Origin of the sequence: Prescottella sp. R16 (genome assembly GCF_030656875.1) — a bacterium.
In the GTDB taxonomy this organism is placed as follows: Bacteria; Actinomycetota; Actinomycetes; order Mycobacteriales; family Mycobacteriaceae; genus Prescottella.
This window is the reverse complement of sequence record NZ_CP130943.1, coordinates 4,231,671-4,254,257: the sequence shown is the minus strand read 5'-3', so window position 1 is coordinate 4,254,257 and position 22,587 is coordinate 4,231,671. Positions and strand designations below refer to the sequence as shown.

General features: G+C 67.7%; 22 protein-coding genes. 18 read left to right on the top strand and 4 right to left on the bottom strand.

Features of this window, described 5'->3' with window-relative positions; genetic code table 11:
* Nucleotide 1: 1 nt before the first annotated feature.
* The 7 genes from Q5696_RS19865 (at nt 2) to Q5696_RS19835 (ending at nt 6,692) form a co-directional block, all read left to right on the top strand.
* Nucleotides 2-847, top strand: coding sequence for an SDR family oxidoreductase (locus Q5696_RS19865; protein ID WP_305092967.1), 846 nt, complete (start codon nt 2-4; stop codon nt 845-847).
* A gap of 171 nt (nt 848-1,018) precedes the next feature.
* Nucleotides 1,019-2,185 carry an acyl-CoA dehydrogenase family protein gene (locus Q5696_RS19860; RefSeq protein WP_305092966.1) on the top strand — a complete coding sequence of 389 codons (1,167 nt, stop codon included), beginning with the start codon at nt 1,019-1,021 and terminating at the stop codon, nt 2,183-2,185.
* Complete coding sequence (locus Q5696_RS19855) at nt 2,182-3,120, top strand: bifunctional MaoC family dehydratase N-terminal/OB-fold nucleic acid binding domain-containing protein (protein WP_305092965.1); 939 nt, start codon at nt 2,182-2,184, stop codon at nt 3,118-3,120. Before Q5696_RS19860 ends, Q5696_RS19855 begins: the two co-directional genes overlap by 4 nt.
* Complete coding sequence (locus tag Q5696_RS19850) at nt 3,120-4,232, top strand: acyl-CoA dehydrogenase family protein (protein WP_305092964.1); 1,113 nt, start codon at nt 3,120-3,122, stop codon at nt 4,230-4,232. Before Q5696_RS19855 ends, Q5696_RS19850 begins: the two co-directional genes overlap by 1 nt.
* Complete coding sequence (locus tag Q5696_RS19845) at nt 4,229-4,678, top strand: MaoC family dehydratase (protein WP_305092963.1); 450 nt, start codon at nt 4,229-4,231, stop codon at nt 4,676-4,678. Before Q5696_RS19850 ends, Q5696_RS19845 begins: the two co-directional genes overlap by 4 nt.
* On the top strand, nt 4,678-5,853 hold the full coding sequence (locus Q5696_RS19840) for a lipid-transfer protein (RefSeq protein WP_305092962.1): 1,176 nt from the start codon (nt 4,678-4,680) through the stop codon (nt 5,851-5,853). Before Q5696_RS19845 ends, Q5696_RS19840 begins: the two co-directional genes overlap by 1 nt.
* A 20-nt stretch (nt 5,854-5,873) precedes the next feature.
* Nucleotides 5,874-6,692, top strand: coding sequence for a MaoC/PaaZ C-terminal domain-containing protein (locus tag Q5696_RS19835; protein WP_305092961.1), 819 nt, complete (start codon nt 5,874-5,876; stop codon nt 6,690-6,692).
* Nucleotides 6,693-6,785: 93 nt separating this feature from the next.
* Here the strand turns inward: Q5696_RS19835 and Q5696_RS19830 are convergent, their stop codons facing one another.
* The gene (locus Q5696_RS19830) at nt 6,786-7,808 is read right to left on the bottom strand and encodes a dipeptidase (protein ID WP_305092960.1); all 1,023 of its coding nucleotides are present in this window, start codon (nt 7,806-7,808) and stop codon (nt 6,786-6,788) included.
* 13 nt (nt 7,809-7,821) lie between these two features.
* On the opposite strand from Q5696_RS19830, the gene Q5696_RS19825 reads away from it, so the two are divergent.
* Entirely contained in the window at nt 7,822-7,995 is a 174-nt protein-coding gene (locus tag Q5696_RS19825) for a hypothetical protein (RefSeq protein WP_305092959.1), read from the top strand.
* Between the two features lie 231 nt (nt 7,996-8,226).
* Nucleotides 8,227-9,834, top strand: coding sequence for an ABC transporter substrate-binding protein (locus Q5696_RS19820; protein ID WP_305092958.1), 1,608 nt, complete (start codon nt 8,227-8,229; stop codon nt 9,832-9,834).
* 79 nt (nt 9,835-9,913) lie between these two features.
* On the opposite strand, the gene Q5696_RS19815 is transcribed toward Q5696_RS19820, so the two are convergent.
* Nucleotides 9,914-10,693 carry an SDR family oxidoreductase gene (locus Q5696_RS19815; protein WP_305092957.1) on the bottom strand — a complete coding sequence of 260 codons (780 nt, stop codon included), beginning with the start codon at nt 10,691-10,693 and terminating at the stop codon, nt 9,914-9,916.
* A 182-nt stretch (nt 10,694-10,875) separates the two neighbouring features.
* On the opposite strand from Q5696_RS19815, the gene Q5696_RS19810 reads away from it, so the two are divergent.
* Nucleotides 10,876-11,637: an SDR family NAD(P)-dependent oxidoreductase gene (locus tag Q5696_RS19810; protein WP_305092956.1), complete on the top strand. Its 762-nt coding sequence runs from the start codon at nt 10,876-10,878 to the stop codon at nt 11,635-11,637.
* A 98-nt stretch (nt 11,638-11,735) separates the two neighbouring features.
* Here the strand turns inward: Q5696_RS19810 and Q5696_RS19805 are convergent, their stop codons facing one another.
* Both Q5696_RS19805 and Q5696_RS19800 read right to left on the bottom strand, forming a co-directional pair.
* Nucleotides 11,736-12,653: an AurF N-oxygenase family protein gene (locus tag Q5696_RS19805; RefSeq protein ID WP_305092955.1), complete on the bottom strand. Its 918-nt coding sequence runs from the start codon at nt 12,651-12,653 to the stop codon at nt 11,736-11,738.
* Nucleotides 12,654-12,785: 132 nt separating this feature from the next.
* A complete protein-coding gene (locus tag Q5696_RS19800; protein WP_305092954.1) occupies nt 12,786-13,520 on the bottom strand; it encodes an IclR family transcriptional regulator in 735 nt (244 codons plus the stop codon).
* Between the two features lie 105 nt (nt 13,521-13,625).
* Here Q5696_RS19800 and Q5696_RS19795 point away from each other — a divergent pair, with 105 nt between their 5' ends.
* The 8 genes from Q5696_RS19795 (at nt 13,626) to Q5696_RS19760 (ending at nt 22,561) form a co-directional block, all read left to right on the top strand.
* A complete protein-coding gene (locus Q5696_RS19795) occupies nt 13,626-14,831 on the top strand; it encodes an amidohydrolase family protein (protein ID WP_305092953.1) in 1,206 nt (401 codons plus the stop codon).
* 13 nt (nt 14,832-14,844) lie between these two features.
* Nucleotides 14,845-15,600 (top strand): class II aldolase/adducin family protein, encoded by a 756-nt coding sequence (locus tag Q5696_RS19790; RefSeq protein WP_305092952.1) that lies wholly within the window; start codon nt 14,845-14,847, stop codon nt 15,598-15,600.
* Nucleotides 15,597-15,908, top strand: coding sequence for a galactose-1-phosphate uridylyltransferase (locus Q5696_RS19785; RefSeq protein ID WP_305092951.1), 312 nt, complete (start codon nt 15,597-15,599; stop codon nt 15,906-15,908). Before Q5696_RS19790 ends, Q5696_RS19785 begins: the two co-directional genes overlap by 4 nt.
* Entirely contained in the window at nt 15,905-16,807 is a 903-nt protein-coding gene (locus Q5696_RS19780) for an NAD(P)-dependent oxidoreductase (protein ID WP_305092950.1), read from the top strand. The genes Q5696_RS19785 and Q5696_RS19780 overlap by 4 nt, the downstream gene beginning before the upstream one ends.
* A gap of 153 nt (nt 16,808-16,960) precedes the next feature.
* Nucleotides 16,961-18,112, top strand: a complete 1,152-nt coding sequence (locus tag Q5696_RS19775) for a steroid 3-ketoacyl-CoA thiolase (RefSeq protein WP_305092949.1) — start codon at nt 16,961-16,963, stop codon at nt 18,110-18,112.
* On the top strand, nt 18,109-18,933 hold the full coding sequence (locus Q5696_RS19770) for an SDR family NAD(P)-dependent oxidoreductase (protein WP_305092948.1): 825 nt from the start codon (nt 18,109-18,111) through the stop codon (nt 18,931-18,933). The genes Q5696_RS19775 and Q5696_RS19770 overlap by 4 nt, the downstream gene beginning before the upstream one ends.
* Nucleotides 18,934-18,980: 47 nt before the next feature.
* Entirely contained in the window at nt 18,981-20,630 is a 1,650-nt protein-coding gene (gene casG / locus Q5696_RS19765; RefSeq protein WP_305092947.1) for a steroid-24-oyl-CoA synthetase, read from the top strand.
* 362 nt (nt 20,631-20,992) lie between these two features.
* Nucleotides 20,993-22,561, top strand: a complete 1,569-nt coding sequence (locus Q5696_RS19760; RefSeq protein ID WP_305092946.1) for an ABC transporter substrate-binding protein — start codon at nt 20,993-20,995, stop codon at nt 22,559-22,561.
* The last annotated feature ends 26 nt before the right edge of the window (nt 22,562-22,587 follow it).

Genomic DNA, 22,587 nt, shown 5'->3' with positions numbered 1-22,587 from the left:
GATGACGGACCGCAGGGCCGTCCTCGTCACGGGTGCCAGCCGGGGGATCGGGCGTGAGATCGCGCTCGCATTCGCGCGCAAGGGATTCGACGTCGCGATCACCGCACGCACGGTCCGGGAGGGCGAGGGTGCCGTCACGCCCCGCACCCGCGCGGAGGGCGAGACGCTCATCGCGGTGCCCGGCAGCCTCGAGACGACGGCCGCCGAGATCGAGCGGTGCGGGGTGCGAGCACTGCCGATCCGGATGGATCTGCTCGATCGGGACTCGGTGGTCGGGGCGGCCGACGAGGTCCTGCGCGAGTGGGGCCGCATCGACGTCCTCGTCAACAACGCGTACGCCCAGACGGCCGGTCACATGGAGCGCATCCTCGACCTGCAGCAGGACGATGCCGAGGTGATGGTGCGCGGCAACTACCTGCACCAGTTGGCGCTGATCCAGCGGGTGCTGCCGTCGATGGTCGACAGGGGTGACGGCGTCGTCGTCAATCTGGTGTCCGGGTCGGCGACCACCGACCCGCCGGCCGCACCCGGCGAGGGCGGCTGGGGCGTGGCCTACGCCGCGTCGAAGGCGGCGTTCGGCCGCCTCGCCGGCGCGGTCAACGCCGAATACCGCGGACGCGGTGTCCGGGCGTTCAACCTCAGCCCCGGCTTCGTGGTCACCGAGTCCGGCAAGGCCCGCGGCGGCACCGAGAAGATCGAGGACGCCGGGTTCGACTCGGTGCCCGCGACGGTTCCGGCCGATGCCGCGGTCTGGCTGGCCACCGCGCCGGAGTCCGACCGGTTCCTCGGCCGGGTGGTCTGGGCGCCCAAGCTGGTGGCCGACCTCGCAGCCCCCGCCGAGCGCTGAACGGAGCGGCCGTCTCGGGTGGTTCCCGCTGGGCGAGATGTTCGCCCCGGAGGTCCGGCACGCTGGCTAGCGTCCGGACCAAACATAGGTGGACGGCCGGTGTCGTCCGCTCGGACAGTGGTGTCGATTGTCAGTCTTTTGTCAGTCGTTTGTCGTCAGGGAGAGTTAACGATGGATTTGAGGGAATCCCCCGAACAGCTCGCGCTCCGTCAGGAGCTGCGGGCGTACTTCGCGCAGCTGTTGCCGGAGGAGAAGCGTCGCAAGGCCGGTGAGGAAGGTGTCGGCGGCGAGTACTTCCGCGAGGTCGTCAAGCTGCTCGGCAAGGACGGCTGGCTGGGTATCGGCTGGCCGAAGGAGTATGGCGGACAGGGCCGTTCCATCGAGGAGCAGTTCGTGTTCTTCGACGAGGTGCAGCGGGCCGGCCTGCCGTTCCCGTTCGTCACGGTCAACACCGTCGGCCCGACGCTGATGAAGTACGGCACGCAGGAGATGAAGGACCGGTTCCTGCCGGGCATCCTCTCCGGTGACATCGTCTTCGCGATCGGCTACACCGAGCCCGAGGCCGGCACCGACCTCGCATCCCTCAAGACCCGCGCGGTCCGTGACGGCGACCATTTCGTGGTCGACGGCGCCAAGATCTTCACGTCGGGCGCGAACACCGCCGACTACGTGTGGCTGGCCGCTCGTACCGATCCCGAGGCCCCCAAGCACAAGGGCATCTCGATCCTGGTCGTCCCCACCGACGACCCCGGCTTCTCGTGGTCGCCGATCCCCACCGTCGGTGGCCTCATGGTGACCTCGACGTACTACAGCGGCATCCGGGTCCCGGAATCGGACGTCATCGGCGAGGTCAACGGCGGCTGGCAGCTGATCGCCGCGCAGCTCAACCACGAGCGCATCGGCCTGGCCGCGATCGGTGGCCGCACCTACGGCCTGTGGCACCAGGTTCTCGAGTGGGCCAGGGAGAACGGCGCCATCGAGATCCCGTGGGTGCAGCAGGAGTTCGCGCGTACGCACGCGAAGCTCGAGGCGATGCGCCTGCTCAACTGGAAGATGACCGCCGCGGTCGCCGCGGACACGCTGTCCGGTGCGGACGCCGGCGCCACCAAGGCGTACGGCACCGAGACCCACATCGACGTCTACCGCACGCTGCTCGCGATCCTCGGTGCGGCCGGCCGCATCCGGCCCGAGTCGCCGGGCGCGCTGCTGGCCGGTCAGGTCGAGCAGATCTCCCGTCAGGGCATGGTCAACACGTTCGGCGGCGGCGTCAACGAGGTCCTGCGCGACATGGTCGGCACGATGGGCCTGGGTCTGGTGCGGGAGAAGAGGGTCAAGTGAGCGAATTCGCTACCAAGATCAAAGAATTCGAGGGTCAGGTCCTGACCCCGAAGACCTGGGGTCCGGACGAGGTCAACACCCCGATGATCCGGCACTGGGTCGAGACGATGGGGGACACCAACCCGATCTACCTCGACGACGAGGCTGCCAGAGCCACCGGGCGGGACGGCGCGGTGGCGCCCGCGCTCATGGCGCAGGTGTGGATCATGCGCACGTTCACCGACAAGATGGCGAACAACGATCCGTCGCAGGTGTGGACCGACATGATCGCCACGTTCGACGAGGCCGGGTTCACGTCCGTCGTCGCGACCGACTCGGACTTCGAGTTCTTCGCCGAACTGCGTGCCGGGGACCGGGTTTCGGTCACCGAGACGATCGAGGCGATCTCCGAGGAGAAGACGACCGGCCTGGGTACCGGGCACTTCGTCACCACCCTCAAGACCTACCGCAACGGCGACGACGAGACCGTCGCGACGCAGCGGTGGCGCACCCTGCGGTTCGCGCCGAAGCCGAAGAAGGCGGATGTCGGCCTGCGGCCGCGCCCGGCCCTCAACCCCGACAACGCCTTCTGGTTCGAGGCCGCCAAGGAGCACCGTCTGGTGATCCAGCGCTGCACGAACTGCGGCGTGCTGCGGCACCCCACCGGCCCCATGTGCGGTGAGTGCCGGTCGCTCGACTGGGACACCGTCGACGCCTCGGGCCGCGGCACCGTCTACAGCTTCGTCGTCAACCACCACCCGAAGATCCCCGGCTTCGAGTACCCGCTCATCGTGGCGACCATCGAACTCGAGGAAGGCACCCGCCTGATCGCGAACATGACCGGCATCACGCCGGAGCAGGTCGAGATCGGCATGCCGGTGGAACTGGACTGGATCGACGCCGACCCGGATCTGACGCTGCCCGCGTTCCGGCCGGCTGCACGGGAGGACTCCTGATGGACTTCAACTTCAGCGAAGAGCAAGAGGCGATTCGTACCCTCGCCGACGAGGTCTTCACCAGCAAGGCCGACATCGACCGCGTCAAGGCGGTCGAGCTGAGCGACGAGCGCATCGACCGCGACCTGTGGCGTGAGCTCGCGAACACCGGCCTGCTCGGTATCGCGCTGCCCGAGAACCTCGGTGGCGGCGGCCTGGGCCTGGCCGAGTTGTACGTGCTGCTCGAACAGCAGGGCCGGCACGTGGCGCCCGTGCCGATCTGGCAGTCCACGCTCGCCGCGCTCGCAGTCGCCGAATTCGGCACCGACGAGCAGGCCGCGGCACTGGTGCCCGGTGTCGCCGAGGGCCGCACGTTCCTCACCGTCGGGCTCGAGGAGTTCGGCCCGTACACGGACGGGACTCCGGCGACCACCGCCGCCGAGACCGGCGGTGCCTGGACCCTCACCGGTGCCAAGGCCGTCGTCCCGATCACCCACGTCGCCGACCGCGCGATCGTCTCGGCGACCACCGCGACCGGTGCCGCGCTGTTCGTCGTCGACCTCGCGGGCGCGGGTGTCACCGTGGAGCAGACGCAGTCCACCAACTGGGAGATCTGCGGCAACGTCACTCTCGACAACGCTCCCGCCGAACTGCTCGGCCCGGCCGACGGCACCGCCGCGCAGTGGCTGCTGGACCGGGTAGAGCTGGCGCTCGCCGCGATCCAGCTCGGTGTCGGCGCCGGCGCCGTGTCGCAGGCCGTCGACTATCTCAACGGGCGCCACCAGTTCGGGCGCCCGCTCGCGACCTTCCAGGCCGTCAACCACCAGCTGGCCGACTGCTACATCGACCTGCAGGCGATGAGTGTGACGCTGTGGCAGGCCACGCAGAACCTCGTCGACGGCATCGACCCGGGCACCTCGGTGCTCGTCGCCAAGTGGTGGGCCACCGACGGCGGTCAGCGCATCGTGCACCGCACCACGCACGTCCACGGTGGCATGGGTGTCGACACCGACTACCCGGTGCACCGGCACCTGCTGTGGGGCAAGCAGATCGGCGCCACTCTCGGCGGGTCGGCCTCCGACCTGGCCCGTCTGGGCGCGCAGCTCGCCGCCGGTGTCGAGGTGGTCGCGTGACCACCGCACTCACCGGCCGAAGCTACGACGACATCACCGTCGGCGAACAGCTGCCCGAGCTCGCGATTCCTTTGACCCGCACCCTGATCGTCGCGACGGCCCTGGCCACCCGCGACTTCCAGGACGTGCACCACGATCCCGAGCTGGCGCAGCAGCGCGGCAGCAAGGACGTGTTCATGAACATTCTCACCAGCAACGGCCTGGCGGGGCGGTTCGTGACCGACTGGGCGGGCCCGTTCGCGACGGTGCGCCGCGTCAAGATCCGGCTCGGCGCCCCCAACTACCCGGGCGACACCATGACGATGACCGGTGAGGTCGTCGCCAAGGAGAACGGTGTCGTCGAGGTGAAGATCGTCGGAGCCAACAGCCTCGGCAACCACCTCGCCGGAACCGTCACGGTGTCTTTCCCGGATGCGTACCCCTCGAGTGAAGGGAAGGACGCCTGATGGCAGTCAGCCCGCTCTCCGGTGCCGCCGCCATCGTCGGTATCGGCTCCACCGAGTTCTCCAAGAACTCGGGCCGCAGCGAACTCCAGCTCGCGTGCGAGGCGATCGTCGCGGCCCTCGCGGACGCCGGCATCGACCCGTCCGAGGTCGACGGCCTGTCCACCTACACCGCCGAGACCAACGGTGAGGTCATCGTCGCCCGCAACTGCGGCCTCGGTGAGCTCAAGTTCTTCTCGCGCGTCCACTACGGCGGCGGCGCGGCCTGCGGCACCGTCCAGCAGGCCGCGATGGCCGTCGCGACCGGGGTCGCCGACGTCGTCGTCGTGTACCGCGCGTTCAACGAACGCTCCGGTGTCCGTTACGGTCTCGGCCAGCACGACCGTCCGATGGACTCCACCGCCGACCGTGCCGCGTACGCGTGGATGACGCCGCAGGGCCTGTCCACGCCCGCGCAGTGGGTCGCGATGTTCGCGCGCCGCTACATGCACCAGTACGGCGCCACCAGCGAGGACTTCGGCCGTGTCGCCGTCGTCGCCCGCAAGCACGCCGCGAACAACCCGAACGCATGGTTCTACGGCAAGCCGATCACGCTCGAGGACCACCAGAACTCGCGCTGGATCGCCGAACCGCTGCACCTGCTGGACTGCTGCCAGGAGACCGACGGCGGCCAGGCCCTCGTCATCGTCTCCGCGGAACGCGCCAAGACCCTGAAGAACACGCCCGTCGTCATCAAGGGTGCAGCGCAGGGTTCCGGCAAGGACCAGCACATGATGACCAGTTACTACCGCCCCGACATCACCGGCATCCCGGAGATGGGACTGGTCGGACGCCAGCTGTACGCACAGTCCGGGCTCACCCCGGACGACATCCAGGCCGCGGTCCTCTACGACCACTTCACGCCGCTGGTGCTGCCGCAGCTCGAGGAGCTCGGCTTCTGTGGCGTCGGCGAGGCCAAGGACTTCATCCGCGAGGGCAACCTGGAGATCGGCGGCCGGCTGCCGTCGAACACCCACGGCGGCCAGATCGGCGAGGCGTACCTGCACGGCGTCAACGGCATAGCCGAGGCCGTCCGTGTTCTGCGCGGTACGTCCACCAACCAGCCCGAGGACGTCGAGAACATGATCGTGACGGCGGGAACCGCGGTTCCCACGTCCGGTCTGCTCCTCGGCCTCTGACCTTCCGGAAGGACACGAGAATGACTGCAGTGGAGCAGAAGTCGGCCGGCGACTGGCGCGGAGTCGACCTCGGTACCCGTACCGTCTCCTACACCGAGCGGGACGCGATCATCTACGCCCTCGCCGTGGGCGCCCAGGCCACCGAACTGGACCTGGTGTTCGAGGAGCAGCTGCGGGTACTCCCGACGTTCGCCCTCACCCTGGCCCAGTGGGCACCCGACGAGCTCGGCACGCGCGGCGCGTTCGACACCAAGACCGCGCTGCACGGCTCGCAGGAACTGAAGGTCCTCGCCCCGCTGCCCCGTAGCGGTTCGGTGGAGCTGAAGGCCAGCGTCGGCGAGGTGTGGGACAAGGGCGCCGCCGCGGTGTTCGAGGTCAAGGTCGAGTGCGAGTACTTCGTCGCGACCTGGTCCCTGTTCGCCCCGGGCGCAGGCGGATTCGGCGGCGAACGCGGACCGTCCAAGCCGGCCGGCCCCGAAGGCGAACCGAACGTGACGGCGGATCTGGTCACTGCCGCCAACCAGACGGCCCTCTACCGTCTGCTCGGCGACATGCACCACATCCACATCGATCCGGCGGCCGCCGCGGTCATCGGGCAGCCCCGCCCGATCATGCACGGCCTGTGCACGCTCGCCGCGTCCACGCTGCCGCTCGCTCGCGAGCTCGGCGTGCATCCGGCGGACCTGCTCGAACTGCAGGGCCGCTTCGCCGCCCCCATGTTCCCCGGCGACACCGCTCAGGTGCGCGCGTGGGGCGACGCCGACGGCGTGGACTTCGAACTCGTCCGCGACGGCAAGGCCGTCATCTCCGGCGCCCACGCGGTGTTCGCGAAGAAGTAACCCTCTCCACGCTGTGGCCGAATGTCACACGCGTTCAGTCCAACTGAACGTGTGTGGCATTCGGCTTTCGGCTTTTCCGGAGGCGGGGGAGGTTCAGGACCAGTTGGCCGCGTAGACCCGGAGCAGGTTGCCGCCCAGCAGTTTGCGGAGGTCGGCGTCGGACCATCCGGCGTTCGTCAGGGTGGCGGCCAGGTTCGGCAGTTTCGCAACGTTCTCGAATCCGGTTGCACCCCAGTTGCCGTTCTGCAGGGCTTCGGCCATCTCGAAGTAGGTGAGTGGGGTGGTGCGGGGCTTGCGTAGCCCCATGCCGACGGCGATCTCGCCGATGCTGTTGTCCGCGCCGTGCGCCATGCTCCCGATCCGGCCCATGAGCATCGCCAGGTCCGGTGACACGCTCCCCGGCGTGGCCTCCGAGTCGGTGCCGATCGCGACGTGGTCGATGCCCACGAGATCGACGACGTAGTCGATGTGCCGGATGTAGTCGTCGATGCTCGGGCGTTCCCCCGGGGTGGTCGCGCACAGCGGGCTGTAGGGGATCAGTCCGATCACCCCACCCTTCGCGGCGCAAGCCGTGATCTGCTCGTCCGTCAGGTTCCGCTGCTGTTCGAGTGCGGTGGTGCGGGGATTGAGACGGGAGAAGACACAGGGTTTGGTCGACAACTCGATTGCCTCGAGGCTGGATTCGACACCGGTGTCCACGAGGTCGATCAACATTCCGGTCTCGTTCATGGCGCGGACCACGTCTCGGCCGAAATGAGACAGCCCGGCGTTCGACGACTCGAGGCTTCCGTCGGCGACCGCGTTGCGTTCGTTGTAGGCGAGTTGCATCACCCGCAGGCCGGCATCGTGCAGCACCTCCACGAGGGAGTCGTCCCGGCCGAGCATGTCGGTGCTCTGTGCGCCCAGGACGAGGCCGACCCGTCCTTCGGTCTTGCAGCGGTGGATGTCGTCGACGGTGAGGATCAGGTCGAACCGCTTCTCTTTTCGGATCATGTTGCGATGCTGTTGGATTCGGCTCAGCGTCTGGTTCAGATCGTCCCGCGGCCACGTCACGACCGTCTGCAGTGCGGTCGCCCCGGAGTGTTCGATGCGCTCGTGCCAGGCGGTGGCGGACACCGAGCATCCGTCGATGACGATCGATTCGTCGAACGCGCTGCCGGGCGACGAGGTCGTACCCTTCGTCAACATCTGCTCCTTGTGGCTGTGGGGATCCGCGGTTCGGGGGTGGCTGTCCGCCGAGGCGGGGCCGGGCAAGTTTTCGGATTTGGGTGAATTGCGAGAAGACTACCGCATCGAATCGTGACGGGCATCACGTTCGGGTCGGGTGTTGCGCTTCTGTCGGCACTCCGGGGGTGTGAGTCGAACATTTGACAGAATTTCTTAATTCACTGGGCGCCAGCACTGTTCGTGACAGTACGATGAGGCACCCTCGTGGGGCGGTGCGATTCGACGCCCCACCAGCCGGGCCCGGCGAAGCTCAGCTGCAGGGGAGATCCATGGCGGGTTCGATGTACTCACGGAGGGCTGACGAGTAATGAGACGTACATTCGGGCACAGGCTCGGCGCGACTGTGTTCGCCACGTGTGCCGCCGCGGCACTGGTGGCGGGATGCGCTTCCGGCAGCGCCGACACCGCGGGCGGTGGCGGCGAGCGGTCGGGTGCCGCCCGCATCGTGGGAGAGCAGGGCGACGGAGGCCCCGTCCAGACCGGTGGAACGCTGACGTATGCGGCGTACTCGATGCCGACCAGTCTGGATCCAGCGCGAACTCAGGTTGCCGGCACGACCGGTGGCACCGAGATGGCGGCCATCTACGACCTGCTGATCCGGCACGACTCGGCGACGAACGAGTTCGTGCCGCACCTGGCGCAGTCGATGGACGAGAGCGACGACCGGCTCACCTGGACCATGAAGCTGCGCGACGGTGTCACCTTCAGTGACGGAACACCGCTCGACGCGAATGCAGTGGTGGCGAGCATCGACCGGGTGAACCGTAACAACAGCGCCTACGCGCAGTTGTACGTCGCGGCGGTCGCGAAGACCGACGCCGTGGCACCGGACACCGTGACGTTCACGATGACCAGCCCGTGGAGTGCGTTTCCTGCGATGTTCACGTTCGGGCACGGCATGGTGACCGCGCCGGCCGCTGAGGGGCCGGACGGTCAGTTCACCCCGATCGGCGCCGGGCCGTTCACACTGGGCACGTTCGACCCGCCCGAGTCGATCGAACTCGTTGCGCGCGAAGACTACTGGGACGGCCGGCCGAATCTGGACGCCGTCAGAATCGTCAACGTCCAGGGTGACCAGCCGAAGATCGATACGCTCGTATCCGGTGGCGTGGACATGATCTTCCTCCGGAACTCGGACACCGTGAACGTGGCCAAGGAGCGGTTTGCCGGATACGTGGACCCTGTCGGGATGGGTCAGGTACTGCAGATCAATCAGCGGGCAGGCCATGCAGGCTCGGACGTCCGGGTGCGTCAGGCGATCGCCTACGCCGTCGACCCGGCGGTGGTCGACCAGCGGGCGCGCGGGGGCGAGGGCATGCCCGGGTCGGTGATCTTCCAGGAATGGTCACAGTGGCGGGGCGACGTCCCAGGTATCGAACCGGATCCCGAGAAGGCCCGTCGGCTGCTCGACGAGGCGAAGGCCGACGGATTCGACGGCAAGGCCACGTACCTGTCGATCGCCGAGCCCAACTCGCAGGCGAACGCGCTCGCCATCCAGGCGCAGCTCAACGCCGTCGGATTCGACGTGACCATCGACTACGTGCCCAGCGTCACCGACATGGTCAAACGCCTGTATGTCGACAAGGACTTCGACCTGGGTTACGGCGCAACAAGTTTGTTCGACGCAGCTCCGGAGATCCGCCTCTACAGTGCAGTGGACAGCAAGTCGACGAACAACATCAGCGGTGTCGATTCGCCGGAGTTCGACGCCGCATTGGATGCGATCCAGTCGGCGCCGACGCACGAGGACAAGGTGCAGGCGTTCGGGACGCTGCAGACCCTCGTCAACGAGCAGGTTCCGTTCGTGAATCTCGGTGCCACCGAAGCGTTCATCGGATGGGACGAGTCCGTCTACGGGGTGAACCCGAGTCTCGACGGGATTCTGCTGCTGCAGAACGCATGGATCCGGAAGTAGCCCCACGAGACCGAATGTCACACGCGTTCAGTTCAACTGAACGCGTGTGACATTCGGCTGGAAGGCCGGGTCGGCCGGATCAGAGTTCCGGATGCGTCGCCATGTAGCGGGCCGGGTATTCACCGCCGCCGTGGACGGCGACGTCGGCGCCGTTGACGTACGACGACAGGTCGCTGGACAGGAACAGGCAGGCCTTCGCGATGTCCGCGGGCACGGCCATGCGCTCCATCGGGAGGGTGCGGGTGACGGCAGCGCCGCCGTCCTCGCCGTATACGGCGGCCGCGGCTTCGGTGCGGATCAGGCCGGTGGTGATGTGGTTGACGCGAACCTTCGGTGCCCACTCGAGGGCGAGGGCCTTGGTGAGGGCGAGCAGGCCGGCCTTCGCGGCGGTGTAGGCGGCGGTGCCGGGCTGCGGCTGGTGTGCCGAGACGCTGCCGATGTTGACGATCGCGCCGCCGGTCTCCTGTTCGCGCATCACCAGATTCGCGGCCTGCGCCATGTAGGCGGGGGCCAGCAGGTTGAGGGCGACGATCCGCTCGGTGAACCGCGGCGACACGGTCGCGGCGTCGACGTCGGGCGAGCCGCCGGCGTTGTTGACCAGTACGTCGAGGCGACCGAAGCGGTCGACGGCATCTTGGACGAGGGCGGTGGCGTCGTCGGGGTTGCGGACGTCGACGGCGCGGAAGGCGGCGGTGCGGCCGTCGACGGTGGGCAGGTTCTCGGGCTCGTTGCGGGCACACACCAGCACGTCGGCCCCGGCCTGCAGGAAGTGTTCGGCGATGACGTAGCCGATGCCCTTGGTGCCGCCGGTGACGATGACCGCGCGACCGGTGAAGTCGATCGGGTTGGGGTAGCTCATGCGAACTGCCTTTCTGTCGTGATGCAACCCCCGCGCCACGAGGATCGTCCGTGTTCGGAAAACTTTCCGACGCCAATCTTGCGAAAACACTCGCCACAAGCAAATGCTTGGTCGAGAATAGTCGATTGGAGATCTGTACTTCCAGATCTTCCCAGTTCACGAGATCTCGAGAGTGGGTTCACATGGGCAAGCTGGACGGCAAGGTTGCGCTGATCACGGGTGCCGGTCAGGGCATCGGTCAGGGCATCGCACTCGCACTCGCCAAGGAAGGTGTCGCGATCGCGGCTCTCGGACGGACCGCGTCCAAGCTCGTCACGACGGTCGAGCAGGTCGAGGCGCTCGGTGGGAAGGCGCTCGCCATCACATGCGACGTCACCAGTGCCGACGCCATCGACAGTGCCGTCGATCAGGCCGTCGCCCACTTCGGTGGCATCGACATCCTGGTCAACAACGCCAACGACGGTGGCCCGTCGCCGCTGCTCGCGGTCAAGGACGAGGACTTCGAGCGGTCGTTCGCGACCGGCCCGTTGGCCACGCTGCGTCTCATGCGCGCGTGTCATCCGTCGATGAAGGAGCGGGGCGGTGGATCGATCATCAACCTGGTGACGTCCGCGGCCGTGCGCTGGGATGCCAGCAACTACGGCGTGTACGGATCCGTCAAGGAAGGCATGCGCTCGCTCACGCGTGCCGCCGCCTGCGAATGGGGCATCGACGGTATCCGTGTCAACTCTATTGCGCCGCACGCGATGTCGCCGGCCCTCGAAGGCTGGATCAATCGTTTCCCGGAGGAGGCCGAAGAATTCAAGGCCGGTATTCCGCTGCGCCGCATCGGTGACGCCGAAACCGACATCGGCCGTGCCGTCGTGTTCCTCGTGAGCGACGACGCCGGTTACCTCACCGGTGCCACCATCCCGCTCGACGGCGGCCAGTCGCGCTGGGGCTGAGCCTCCACGGAGAAAACCCTCACGAAGAAACGCGACGTGCGCGGTACTCGAGGCCTCCCCACCTCGTGCACCGCGCACGTCGCGCCGTGATCCTGCCGTCAGAGCAGGTGGACCTTCTTGTACAGCACCTTCGACGGTCCGCCGACGAGGCCGACGCTGTCGAGGAAGTTCATCAGCTTGGCGCCGGAGGTGCGGATCTTGTCGTGGTGGTGCTTGTTGGTGCGGGCCACCTCGAGTGCGCGGTCCTTGTCGAGGCCGGCGTTGGTGTAGACGTCGGGGTTGATCATGGACTTCATGACGAAGTAGACGACGGTCGCGGTGCTGATCCGCTCGAACGCCCGCCGCGTGCGGCTCGCGCCCTGCAGGCGGCGTCCCACCTCCTCACGGGCGAACCGGATGTGCCGGGCCTCCTCGAGGACGTGGATCTTGCTGACGGTGCGGGTGATCGGCTGGACGCGCTCGTCCTTCATGAAGTCGCGCTGCATCATGTCGAGGATCTCCTCGGCAGCCATCACGCTCGCGTAGGCGTTGGCGCCCTTGAACATGCCGCCCCACAGGCGTCCGGCCTTGTGGATGAACGGGATCGGACCGTAGTCGGGCATCCCGAACTTTTCGCCGGCGCGGGCGAACATCACCGAGTGCCGGCACTCGTCGGCCACCTCGGTGAGCGCGAACTGGACGTGCCGCGAATGCTTGTCGCGGTCGTACACGTCGCGCAGCAGCATCTGCATGAGCAGGATCTCGAACCACAGGCCGACGCTCGACACACTCGCGGCCTCGTGTTTGGTGAGCTCGATCTTCTGCTCGTCGCTCATCTCGTCCCACAGGGCGGTGCCGTACAGCGTGCTCCACTCGGGAGTGAGACCGAACTTGTCGTCCGGCAGCGGCGCGGACCAGTCGACCTCGACCATCGGGTCGTACGACTTGCGCGCGGACGACGCCAGGAGCCGCCGCGCGGTCTCCTCGCGATCGGACACCGGCGGAGCTGTGCGAGTCGACGGAGTTGCAGTGGTCATGACTACCCCTCGTTCTGCCACGGCCGCTGTAGCGGCGAGCCATCTGTATGTGACTACTGGTTACTGTTAACTGGACCATACAATGACCGTTGTCACAATGGCAATGGGGAAGCCGGCTCCGGCCGAAGGTTCTCAGCGCAGACGAAGGCCTCCCAGTTCGGTCGCCGCGTCCCGCACCAGCGCTCCGATCCGGGCGTATCGGTCCGGGGTCAGTCGAGTGTCCGGGCCGCTCACGACCACGGCGGCGACCGGAGTCCCGTCCGCGTCCGGGATCGCGGCGGCGATGCTCGTCGATCCGGGTTGCACGGCGCCCTCGCACAGTGACCAGCCGCGACGGCGGATCTCGGCGTACTCGGAGTCGGGAAGCAGTGCGTCCGGCTCGGGCGCGAAGGCGCCGCGAGCGTCGGGTGTCAGTTGCGCGCAGATGGCGCGTCCGGCCGCGCTGGTCTCGGGCGGGTGGACCTGTCCGACCTGGAGTGTGGTGCGCACGATCTGCTTGCCCTCCGCGACGTCCACCACGGCGATGGTCGAGTCGTCGACGAGCGCGAGGTGTGCCGTCTCGCCGGTGGCGTCCCGCAGCGAACCCAGCAGCGGCCGCGCGCGGGCCGGCAGCGGCGAGGATGTCAATGCGTACCCGGCGACGACCAGGGGTTTGACGGACACCTGCCATCTCGGCGGCGAATCAGGTAGGGGGCGAATCCATCCCGCGTCGTGCAGGGTCGCGAGGGTGCGCTGCAGGGCGCTCTTGTCCTCGCCCAGCAGGCGCGAGAGATCGGTCAGCCCGATCGGTTGGTGTGCGGCGATCGCCTCGATCACGCGAAGGCCGCGCGCGAGGGTGCCCAAAGTCTTGACCGAGATCTGAATCACTCCTACTGTGTATCTGCAAGTGATACTCACTATCACATAGTGATACTCAATCGTGCAAGGCCCGCTCAGGAAGCCGGCTGTACGTGATCTCTGGAGGAGCCCGCCGTGACGGCTGTCAATCAGGAACTCGATCCCGAACTGTTCAACCCCGAACCCGAACCGGCCGAGGTCAAGTACACGGTCATCTCCGTCGACGACCACGTGGTCGAGCCGGCGCACCTGTTCGAGACGTGGATGCCCGCCTCGTTGAAGGACCGCGGCCCGAAGATCCTCGAGGACGAGAACGGCGCCCAGGTGTGGGAGTTCGACGGCAACATCTACTCCCAGGTCGGCATGAATGCCGTTGCGGGACGGCGCAAGGAGTCCGTGAAGTACGAGCCGTTCCGCTTCGACCAGATGCGACCGGGCTGCTACGACATCCACGCCCGCGTCAAGGACATGGACCTCGGCGGTATCTGGGCCATGCTCAACTTCCCGTCGCAGATCACCGGGTTCTGCGGCCGCGTGTTCGCGCACGCGTCCGACAAGGAGGTCGGCATCGCGGCGGTGCGCGCGTGGAACGACTGGCTCTACAACGAGTGGTACCTCGAGTACCCGACACGGGTGATCCCCGGCGGCATCACCTACCTGACCGATCCGGTCGAGGCGGTCAAGGAGATCGAGCGCAACGCCGCGCGCGGCTTCACCTCGGTGACGTTCCCCGAGCGGCCGCACGCGATCGGGCTGCCCTCGCTGTGGGACCGCGACCACTGGGATCCGATCATCCAGGCGTGCGTCGACACCGACACCGTGATCTCGCTGCACGTCGGCAGTTCCGGCATGTACCAGTACCCGCAGGGCGCGCCGGGACTCCAGTTGGGTGCCACGATGTTCGGTCAGCTCTCGCTCGCCGCGTGCAGCGAGTGGCTGTGGTCGGGCTACCCCAAGGAACATCCGACGCTGAAGATCGCGATGAGCGAGGGCGGCATCGGCTGGGTGCCGATGCTGATCGACCGTCTGGACAACATCATCGACCGCTCCGGTTACGGCCTGGGCTGGGCGGAACGCCCCGCGGACATCCTGCGCCGCAACTTCTGGTTCTGCACCCTCGACGACCCGTCCACCATCGCGTTGCGCCACGTCATCGGGGTCGAGAACATCATGCTCGAGACGGACTACCCGCACGGGGACGGCACCTGGCCGCACACCCAGAGCGTCCTCGAGAACTACTGGGGCGACATTCCGGCGAACGAGATGCGAATGATGTGCAGCGAGAACGCGGCGAAACTGTACCGCCACCCGCTGCCCGAGATCGTCCTGCCCCGCGGCTGAAAGGAATCCGTCGATGAGTTTCACCCCCACCGCGGACCGGCTGATCCCGGAACTCGATCCGCGCGAAGAGATCGTCCTGCTCGGCCGCACCCTCTGGAACGAGGGCTACCGCGACCACCTCGCCGGCCACATCACCTACAACCTGGGCGACGGCACGCTGCTGTGCAATCCGTGGCTGCTCACGTGGGAGGAGATGTGCCCCGAGGACATTCTGCGAATCGATCTGCAGGGCAACCTGATCGAAGGTGACTGGCCGGTGCCGCTCGGCATCCCGCTGCACCTGGCACTGCACAACGCCCGCCCCGAGGTGGTGTGGGCGCTGCACAACCACTCCGAGTACGGCACGGTGTGGGGCGACATCAAGGAGGTGCCGCCCGCGTACGACCAGAGCTCGAGCCTCGGCGGGGGTGAGCTGGTCCTGGTCGACGAGTACGACGGCGCCGTCAACAGCATGGAGGCCGCGGAGAAGGCGGTCCGGTCGATCGGGGACGCCGATCGCGCCCTGCTGGGTGGGCACGGAGTTTTCGTCATCGCGGACACCGCGCGGGCGGTCTACCTCCGTGCGGTCGCGCTCGAACAGCGGTGCAAGAACGCGTGGATGGTGCGCGTCGCGGGAGGCCCGGACAAGACGTCGCTCCCGGACTGGTGGCTCGACCGGCAGCTGAAGAACGACGGCAACGGCTACCACGGCTTCTGGGAAGCGGCGGTGCGCGCGGCGTTGCGCGCCGAACCGCCTCTCGCGCAGAAGATCCTGTCCCGTCCGCGATGACCGTGGAATCGACACCCGTGGGGGCGGGACCGGGCCCGGCAGTGGCCCGTCCCGCCCCCACGGAACGCGCCGCGGACATCTTCACGTGCCGCGAGGTCATCCGGATCATCTCCGGGATCGAACGGCGACCGCCCGGCGAGCGGCTCGACGAGTACTACTGGGCCGAACTACTGGGCGGCTGTACCGAATCCGAGGTACTCGAGGCGACGTGGGACCACTATCGTCGACACTCCCGCCCGATCTGGCCCGCCGACATCCTCGGTTGGGTGGCGGCCCGGCATGTCGACGACGACGACGCCGACCGATGACGCCGACGGTGGTCCTCGTCCCCGACGAGCGCGGGGTGTCCGCCCTCGCGGGGATACCGCACGTGCGTGTCGTCGTGTACGACCCGGAAGGCGCACAACTCCCGGATGGCGCGGAGGACGCCGAGGTCCTCGTCGCGCATCGCCTCGATCCGGCCGAGTCGGGCCCCCTGTTCGTGCAGCTGCCGCGACTGCGCACGGTGCAGCTGTTCAGTGCGGGTGTCGAGCGCTGGACGAACGTCGTGCCCGAGGGCGTCGTCGTATCGAATGCGGATCGAGCGCACGGTGGGGCGGTGGCCGAGTGGGTGGTCGCGCAGCTCCTCGCGCACGTCCGTGATCTCGCGGGGTACCGGATCAAGCAGGAGAATCGACGATGGGAGGCCCACCGCACCGGAACTCTTTCCGGTAGAGGCGTACTCGTGTTCGGTGCGGGCGACATCGGTGAGAACCTTCGTCGACGGCTCGAACCGTTCGGCTGTACGGTCACCCTCGTCGGACGGACGGCGCGAACGGGCGTTGTGGACTTCGCGCAGGGCCGGGCCGTGCTCGGTGACCGGGACGTCGTGATCCTGGCTCTGCCGCTCGACGATTCGACGGTGCACCTCGCGGATGCGGGGTTCCTCGCGACGATGAAGGACGGTGCGGTGCTGATCAATGCCGGACGGGGAGAACTCGTGGACACGGAAGCCCTTCTCGGGCAGTGCGGGCGGGTGCATGCGATCCTCGACGTCACCGATCCCGAACCGCTTCCCGTCGAGCACCCGCTCTGGACCGCACCCGGCGTGGTGGTGACGCCGCACGCCGCGGGCATCACCGACGACGTGCTCGACCGGTGCTGGGCCGCGGCCGCACGCAAGATCGCCGCGCACGTCGCCACCCTCCGGACGGGCGAGGCCCCGTGAAGACGTTCGGGATCGACCAGCGGACCGTCGTCGACCGGAACGAGATTTCGACGACGCCGATTACCGCCCAGTGAGACTCCCATCACACAAGCGTCGTTTTCCTCGGTATCAAGAATTGCGTTCCACACATCTGTCTGTTCGAGGAGGACTGCTATGGGTAACCCGGTGATCGTGGATGTCGCGAGGTCTCCGATCGGTCGGCGTGGTGGCTGGCTGTCCGGACTGCACGCTGCGGAACTGCTGGGTGCCGTCCAGGCCGGGATTCTCGAGCGCCTGAACCTCGATCCGGCGATCGTCGAGCAGGTGATCGGTGGCTGCGTCACCCAGGCCGGGGAGCAGGCCTCGAACGTCAGCCGTAACGCGTGGCTGCATGCCGGCCTGCCGGAACGGACCGGTGTGACGACCATCGACGCCCAGTGCGGTTCGGGTCAGCAGTCGGTGCAGCTGATCGCGGCGCAGATCGCGGCCGGTGTCATCGACGCCGGGCTGGCGTGCGGTGTCGAGGCGATGTCCCGGGTTCCGTTGTTGTCGAACATCAAGGGCGATGTCGGCAGCCCCAAGCCGGCGGGCTGGAGCGTCGACATTCCGGCCCAGTTCGAGGGTGCCGACCGGATCGCGCGCCGGCGCGGATTCAGCCGCGAGGATCTCGATGCGTTCGGTCTGCGGTCGCAGCAGCGTGCGGCGCAGGCGTGGGCGGACGGCCGCTTCGACCGGGCGATCGTCCCGGTGAAGGCGCCCGGCGCCGACGGCGCTGCTCCGACCGTGGTGTCGCGTGATCAGGGGCTGCGGGAGACGTCGATGGAGGCGCTCGCGAACCTGAAGCCGATCCTCGAGGGCGGTCTGCACACCGCGGGCACGTCGTCGCAGATCTCGGACGGCGCCGCCGCGGCGGTGCTCATGGACGAGGCACGGGCCCGCGACCTCGGTCTGCGCCCGCGTGCCCGGATCGTCGCGCAGTGCCTGATCGGTGCGGAGACGCATTTCCTGCTCGACGGTCCGGTGCAGGCCACCGAATACCTGCTCGAGCGGACGGGCCTGTCGGTCGCGGACATCGATCTGTTCGAGGTCAACGAGGCGTTCGCGGCCGTGCCGATGTCCATGGCCCGGGTGCACGGAGTGGACGAGGACCGGCTCAACGTGAACGGTGGCGCCATCGCGCTCGGACACCCGGTCGGATCGTCCGGGGTCCGGCTGATCGGCACGGTGATCGACGAACTCGAACGCCGCGACGGCGAGCGTGCGCTGGTCGCGGTCTGTGCCGGTGGCGCCATGGCGACCGGGGCGATCGTCGAGCGCATCCGATGACCGCGCAGCTCACGGGTTTCGACGGCAAGGTCGCCGTGGTGACGGGTGCCGGTCGGATGCGTTCGATCGGCCGGGAGATCGCGGTGGAGCTCGCGCGTGCCGGGTGCGACGTCGTCGTCACCGGCACGGGACGCACACCGGACCGCTACACCGACGAGGAGAAGGCCGCCGGCTGGCGCGACATCGAATCGGTCGCCGACGAGATCCGGGCGCTGGGCCGGAAGGCGAGCGCCGTCGTCGCGGACGTCGCCGACGAGGACTCGGTGAACTCCCTGCTCACACAGGTCCAGGCGGAGTTCGGGGGCGTGGACGTCCTCGTCAACAACGCCGCGGCGGCGCGCGCGGGCGATCGCGTGCCCGTCACCGAACTCGACGTCGACGTCTGGGACCGGGTGCTGCGCGTGAATCTGCGCGGCACCTTCCTGATGAGCCGCGCCTTCGCACGCGCGATGCAGGCGCACGGTGCGGGCGGATGCATCGTCAACATCTCGTCGATCGGCGGAAAGCTCGGCGGAGCGAACACCGCGGCCTACGCCGCATCGAAGGCGGCGGTGCAGTCGTTGACGTCGTCGATGGCCAAGGAGCTCGGGCCGTCCGGGATCCGGGTGAACGCGCTGTGCCCGGGGGTCACCTCCACCAGCCGCCTCGACGACTGGCCCGCCGACGTCTGGCAGCGGTACGTGGAGGCCAACATCCCGCTGCAGCGCGCCGGTAATCCTCGAGAAATAGCGTGGGCTGCAGTGTTTCTGGCCAGTGACCAGGCCGCCTGGGTGAGCGGCCAGTCCTGGAACGTCGACGGTGGTCAATTGACCGTTCGTTGATCGGGGCGCGCGGCCTCGATCGATCCCTCCCTCGGAAAGGTGTAGTGATGTCCGACCTTCGTCGTGTGCCCGACACACGCGCGGAAGCCATTGCTCGACTGACCGCGCCGGGTGCCCCGTTCGAGATCGTCGAGGAGCCGGTCCACGGAACGGTGATGCCGGTGTTCCGCAACAGATACCCGTCCCTGCACCGCCTGCTGGTCGACTCCGCGAGGTACGGCGACGCCGAATACCTGGTGTGCGACGACCTCCGGCTGACCTTCACCGAACACCTCGACCGGGTGGCGTCACTGGCATCCGAACTGCGGGCGCGGTACGGCATTGCCGAGGGGGACCGGGTCGCGATCCTGTCGGCCAACAACGCCGAGTGGATCATGACCTTCTGGGCCGCCACGGCACTCGGAGCCGTCACGGTCGGGATGAACTCGATGTGGTCGGCCCGCGAGGTCGCCTACGGCGTGGAACTCTCCGAGCCCGCCCTGATCGTGGCGGACGCACCCAGGCGGGAGCTGCTCGGGACGGTGGACGTCCCGGTCCTCTCCACCGAGGTGGACATCCCCGCCCTCTGCACGTCGAGTCCCGGCGCCGACCTTCCGGCGCCGAATGTGGGCGAGGACGACCCGGCGGTCGTCCTCTTCACCAGCGGCACCACGGGACGACCCAAAGGCGCCACGCATTCGCAACGGAACATGGTGGCGGCGGTGGACTTCCACCGGTTCAACGACGCCCTGGCAGCCGAGTTCGGCCGGGCACCGAGCGGTCGTCGGTTCCTGCTGGCCACGCCGCTCTTCCACATCGCAGCCCTGCACAATCTCGCGGTGCCCCGGCTCGCGTTCGGTGACACCGCGGTGATCACCACCGGGCGATTCGACATCGACCGCGTGCTCCGCCTGATCGAGAGCGAGCGGCTCACCAACTGGGGCGCGGTACCCACGATGGTGAGTCGGCTCGTCGAACACGGCGACCTGTCCGCCTACGACCTGTCGTCGTTGCAGACGATCTCGGTCGGTTCGGCGCCGTCGTCCACAGCGCTCAAGGAGCGACTCCGGCAGACGTTGCCGGTAGCCGGACGGTCCCTCGGAACCACGTACGGCCTCACCGAGTCGTCCTCGGCCGCAACCCTTGCCACGGCCGCAGAGTTGGCGGAGCGCCCGGACACCGTCGGTACCGCGGTGCCGACCATGCGTGTCGAGATCAGGGACGAGGACGGTCGGCCGGTGCCGGACGGTGTCGAGGGCGAGATCTACGTGCGCGGCCCGCTGGTCATGCTCGGATACTGGAACAACCCCGAAGCAACCGCCGCGACGATCGACGACGCCGGTTGGATGCGGACCGGTGACCTGGGAACCATGACGGACGGATATCTCCGAATCAGCAGCCGCCGATCCGATCTCATTCTCCGTGGTGGTGAGAACGTCTACCCGGCCGAGGTCGAGGACGTGCTGATCGAGCACCCGGCAGTGCGCGAATGCATCGTGCTGGGTGCGGAGCATGCGGACCTGGGGGAGGAGGTCTGCGCGGTCGTGGTCGTTTCCCGGGCCGGTGCCGTCACGGTCGCGGAACTCCAGGCATTCGTAGCCGCACGTATTGCACGGTACAAGGTTCCGACGCGATGGACTCTCACCATCGACGAGCTTCCGCGCAACGCGACCGGAAAGGTGAAGCGACAAGAGGTGGTCCTCGCGACGCCGGACTAGCTCGGAATCCACTTCGCCCCCGACAGGGCGCTGCCTGCGCAGCGCTCTCCGTGTCGTGCGCCGGGACGGCCGTCGCGGGTGCATTGATTTACCGAAACCTCCTATGCGACAGTGAGTTACGACACACATTTTCGTCTTCGAGCTGCTATGGTCGGAGCCGCCGGTACGGGAGAACGTCCCGTCGACCCTCGCCGGCCACTCGACAGCCACAGTGTGTTCGGGCAACCGTGCCCTATGTCTGTACCCCGCCGTGGAGTGCGGTCCGCTTCGATGCGGACGGCGTGCTCCGCGTGCCACAAGCACCCACCGTCGACGACCGATCGGGACAGTTCGGCCCGTCGTGGATATGCAGGAGGACGTCAATGAGGGACAAGTGGATCCGTGGTTCGAGGAACCTCGCCGCACTGGCGGCAGCTGCCGCGGTCCTGGCCGCGTGCGGTGGAGGTGCGTCGTCGACGCCGGCCGGCGGATCGGGAGAACTCGACTCCTCGGCGGTGCTGCGCGTCACGGCCAGTGCACCTACCCGCAATCTGGACCCCTACCTGCAGACCAGCTACGGCGGATGGGGTTACCTCACTCCGGTTTTCGACCGCCTGACGGTGGTCGATGCCGACGGAAATCTCGAACCGGGGCTGGCGGAGTCGTGGGAGTTCGCCTCGGACGGGTCGTATCTGGACCTGAAGTTGCGTGAGGGTGTGACGTTCCACGACGGTGCCCCCTTCGATGCTGCGGCGGTGGCCGCGAACATCGAGCGCGGCCAGACGATGGAGGGCAGCACCGTGGTCGCCGCGCTGAAGAACATCACGGGTGTCGAGGCCGTCGACGAGCACACCGTGCGGCTGCGACTCGCTCCCGGGACCGGGGTGGAGCTGCCGGGCGTATTCAGTTCCAACGTGGGAATGATGGTCAGCCCCAAGGCCATCGCATCCGGCGCCGACCTCCGCAACGATCCCGGCCAGGCCGGTACCGGCGCGTACGTGGTCACGGCCTACGTCCCCGAGGAATCGGTCACGCTGGCACGTGCCGAGGGAACCAACTGGGATCCCGAGGCCGGCAAGGTGGCAGGCATCGAGTTCACGTGGGTCCCGGACGCGAGCACGCGTCTGAACGGTCTCAAGACCGGGGCGACGGACCTGAGCTGGGTGAGTTCGGCCAACGAGGTCGTGGAGGCGCAGTCGCTCGCGAAGAGCGGGACCCTCGCGGTCGACGAGGATTCCTTCCGCAACGTGCTCGGGGTGTACATGCGCCCGCAGGGCGACCTGGCCAAGCCGGAGGTACGTCAGGCGGTGGCGTCGGCGATCGACCCGGAGGCGATCGACGCCCTGTTCTCCGGCACCTGCACCCCGAACCGTCAGCTGTATCCGGAGGGCAGCTGGTCTCGGGACGACTCCTACGAGTACCCGTACACATTCGATCTGGACAAGGCGAAGAGTCTCGTCCAGCAGGCCGGGGGCGCGAAGGTCACGCTGACGTTCGCGGCGGGTACCAACACGGAGAAGTCCGCGAACGTCATCCAGTCGGCGCTGTCGCAGGCCGGGATCGAGGCGGAGCTCAATCCGGTGCCGAACACACAGAACGAGCCGCGCTACATCGCCGGTGACTTCCAGTCGATGGTGGCCAACAGCTTCAGCCCCAAGGTCGACCCGGCCGAGACGGTCAGCTACTTCCTGACGGGGCCGTACGGGATGGCGGGCGACAACGCGCAGATCGCCGAACTCGCGGCGAAGGCCGCAAATCCTGTTCTGTCGCAGGACGAGCGGGCGCCGATCTACAACGAGATCTGGGATCTGACGCTGCAGGAGGCGCTGTTCGTGCCGATCTGCAACCAGACCAACGCCACCGTCTCGACCGGCAAGGTCGTCGGCACCGAGGACATGCCCTGGGTGAATCTCGGGATCTTCGACATCCGTCACGTCGGTATGACGAAGTAGCGATAGTTATCGGACACCGACATCTG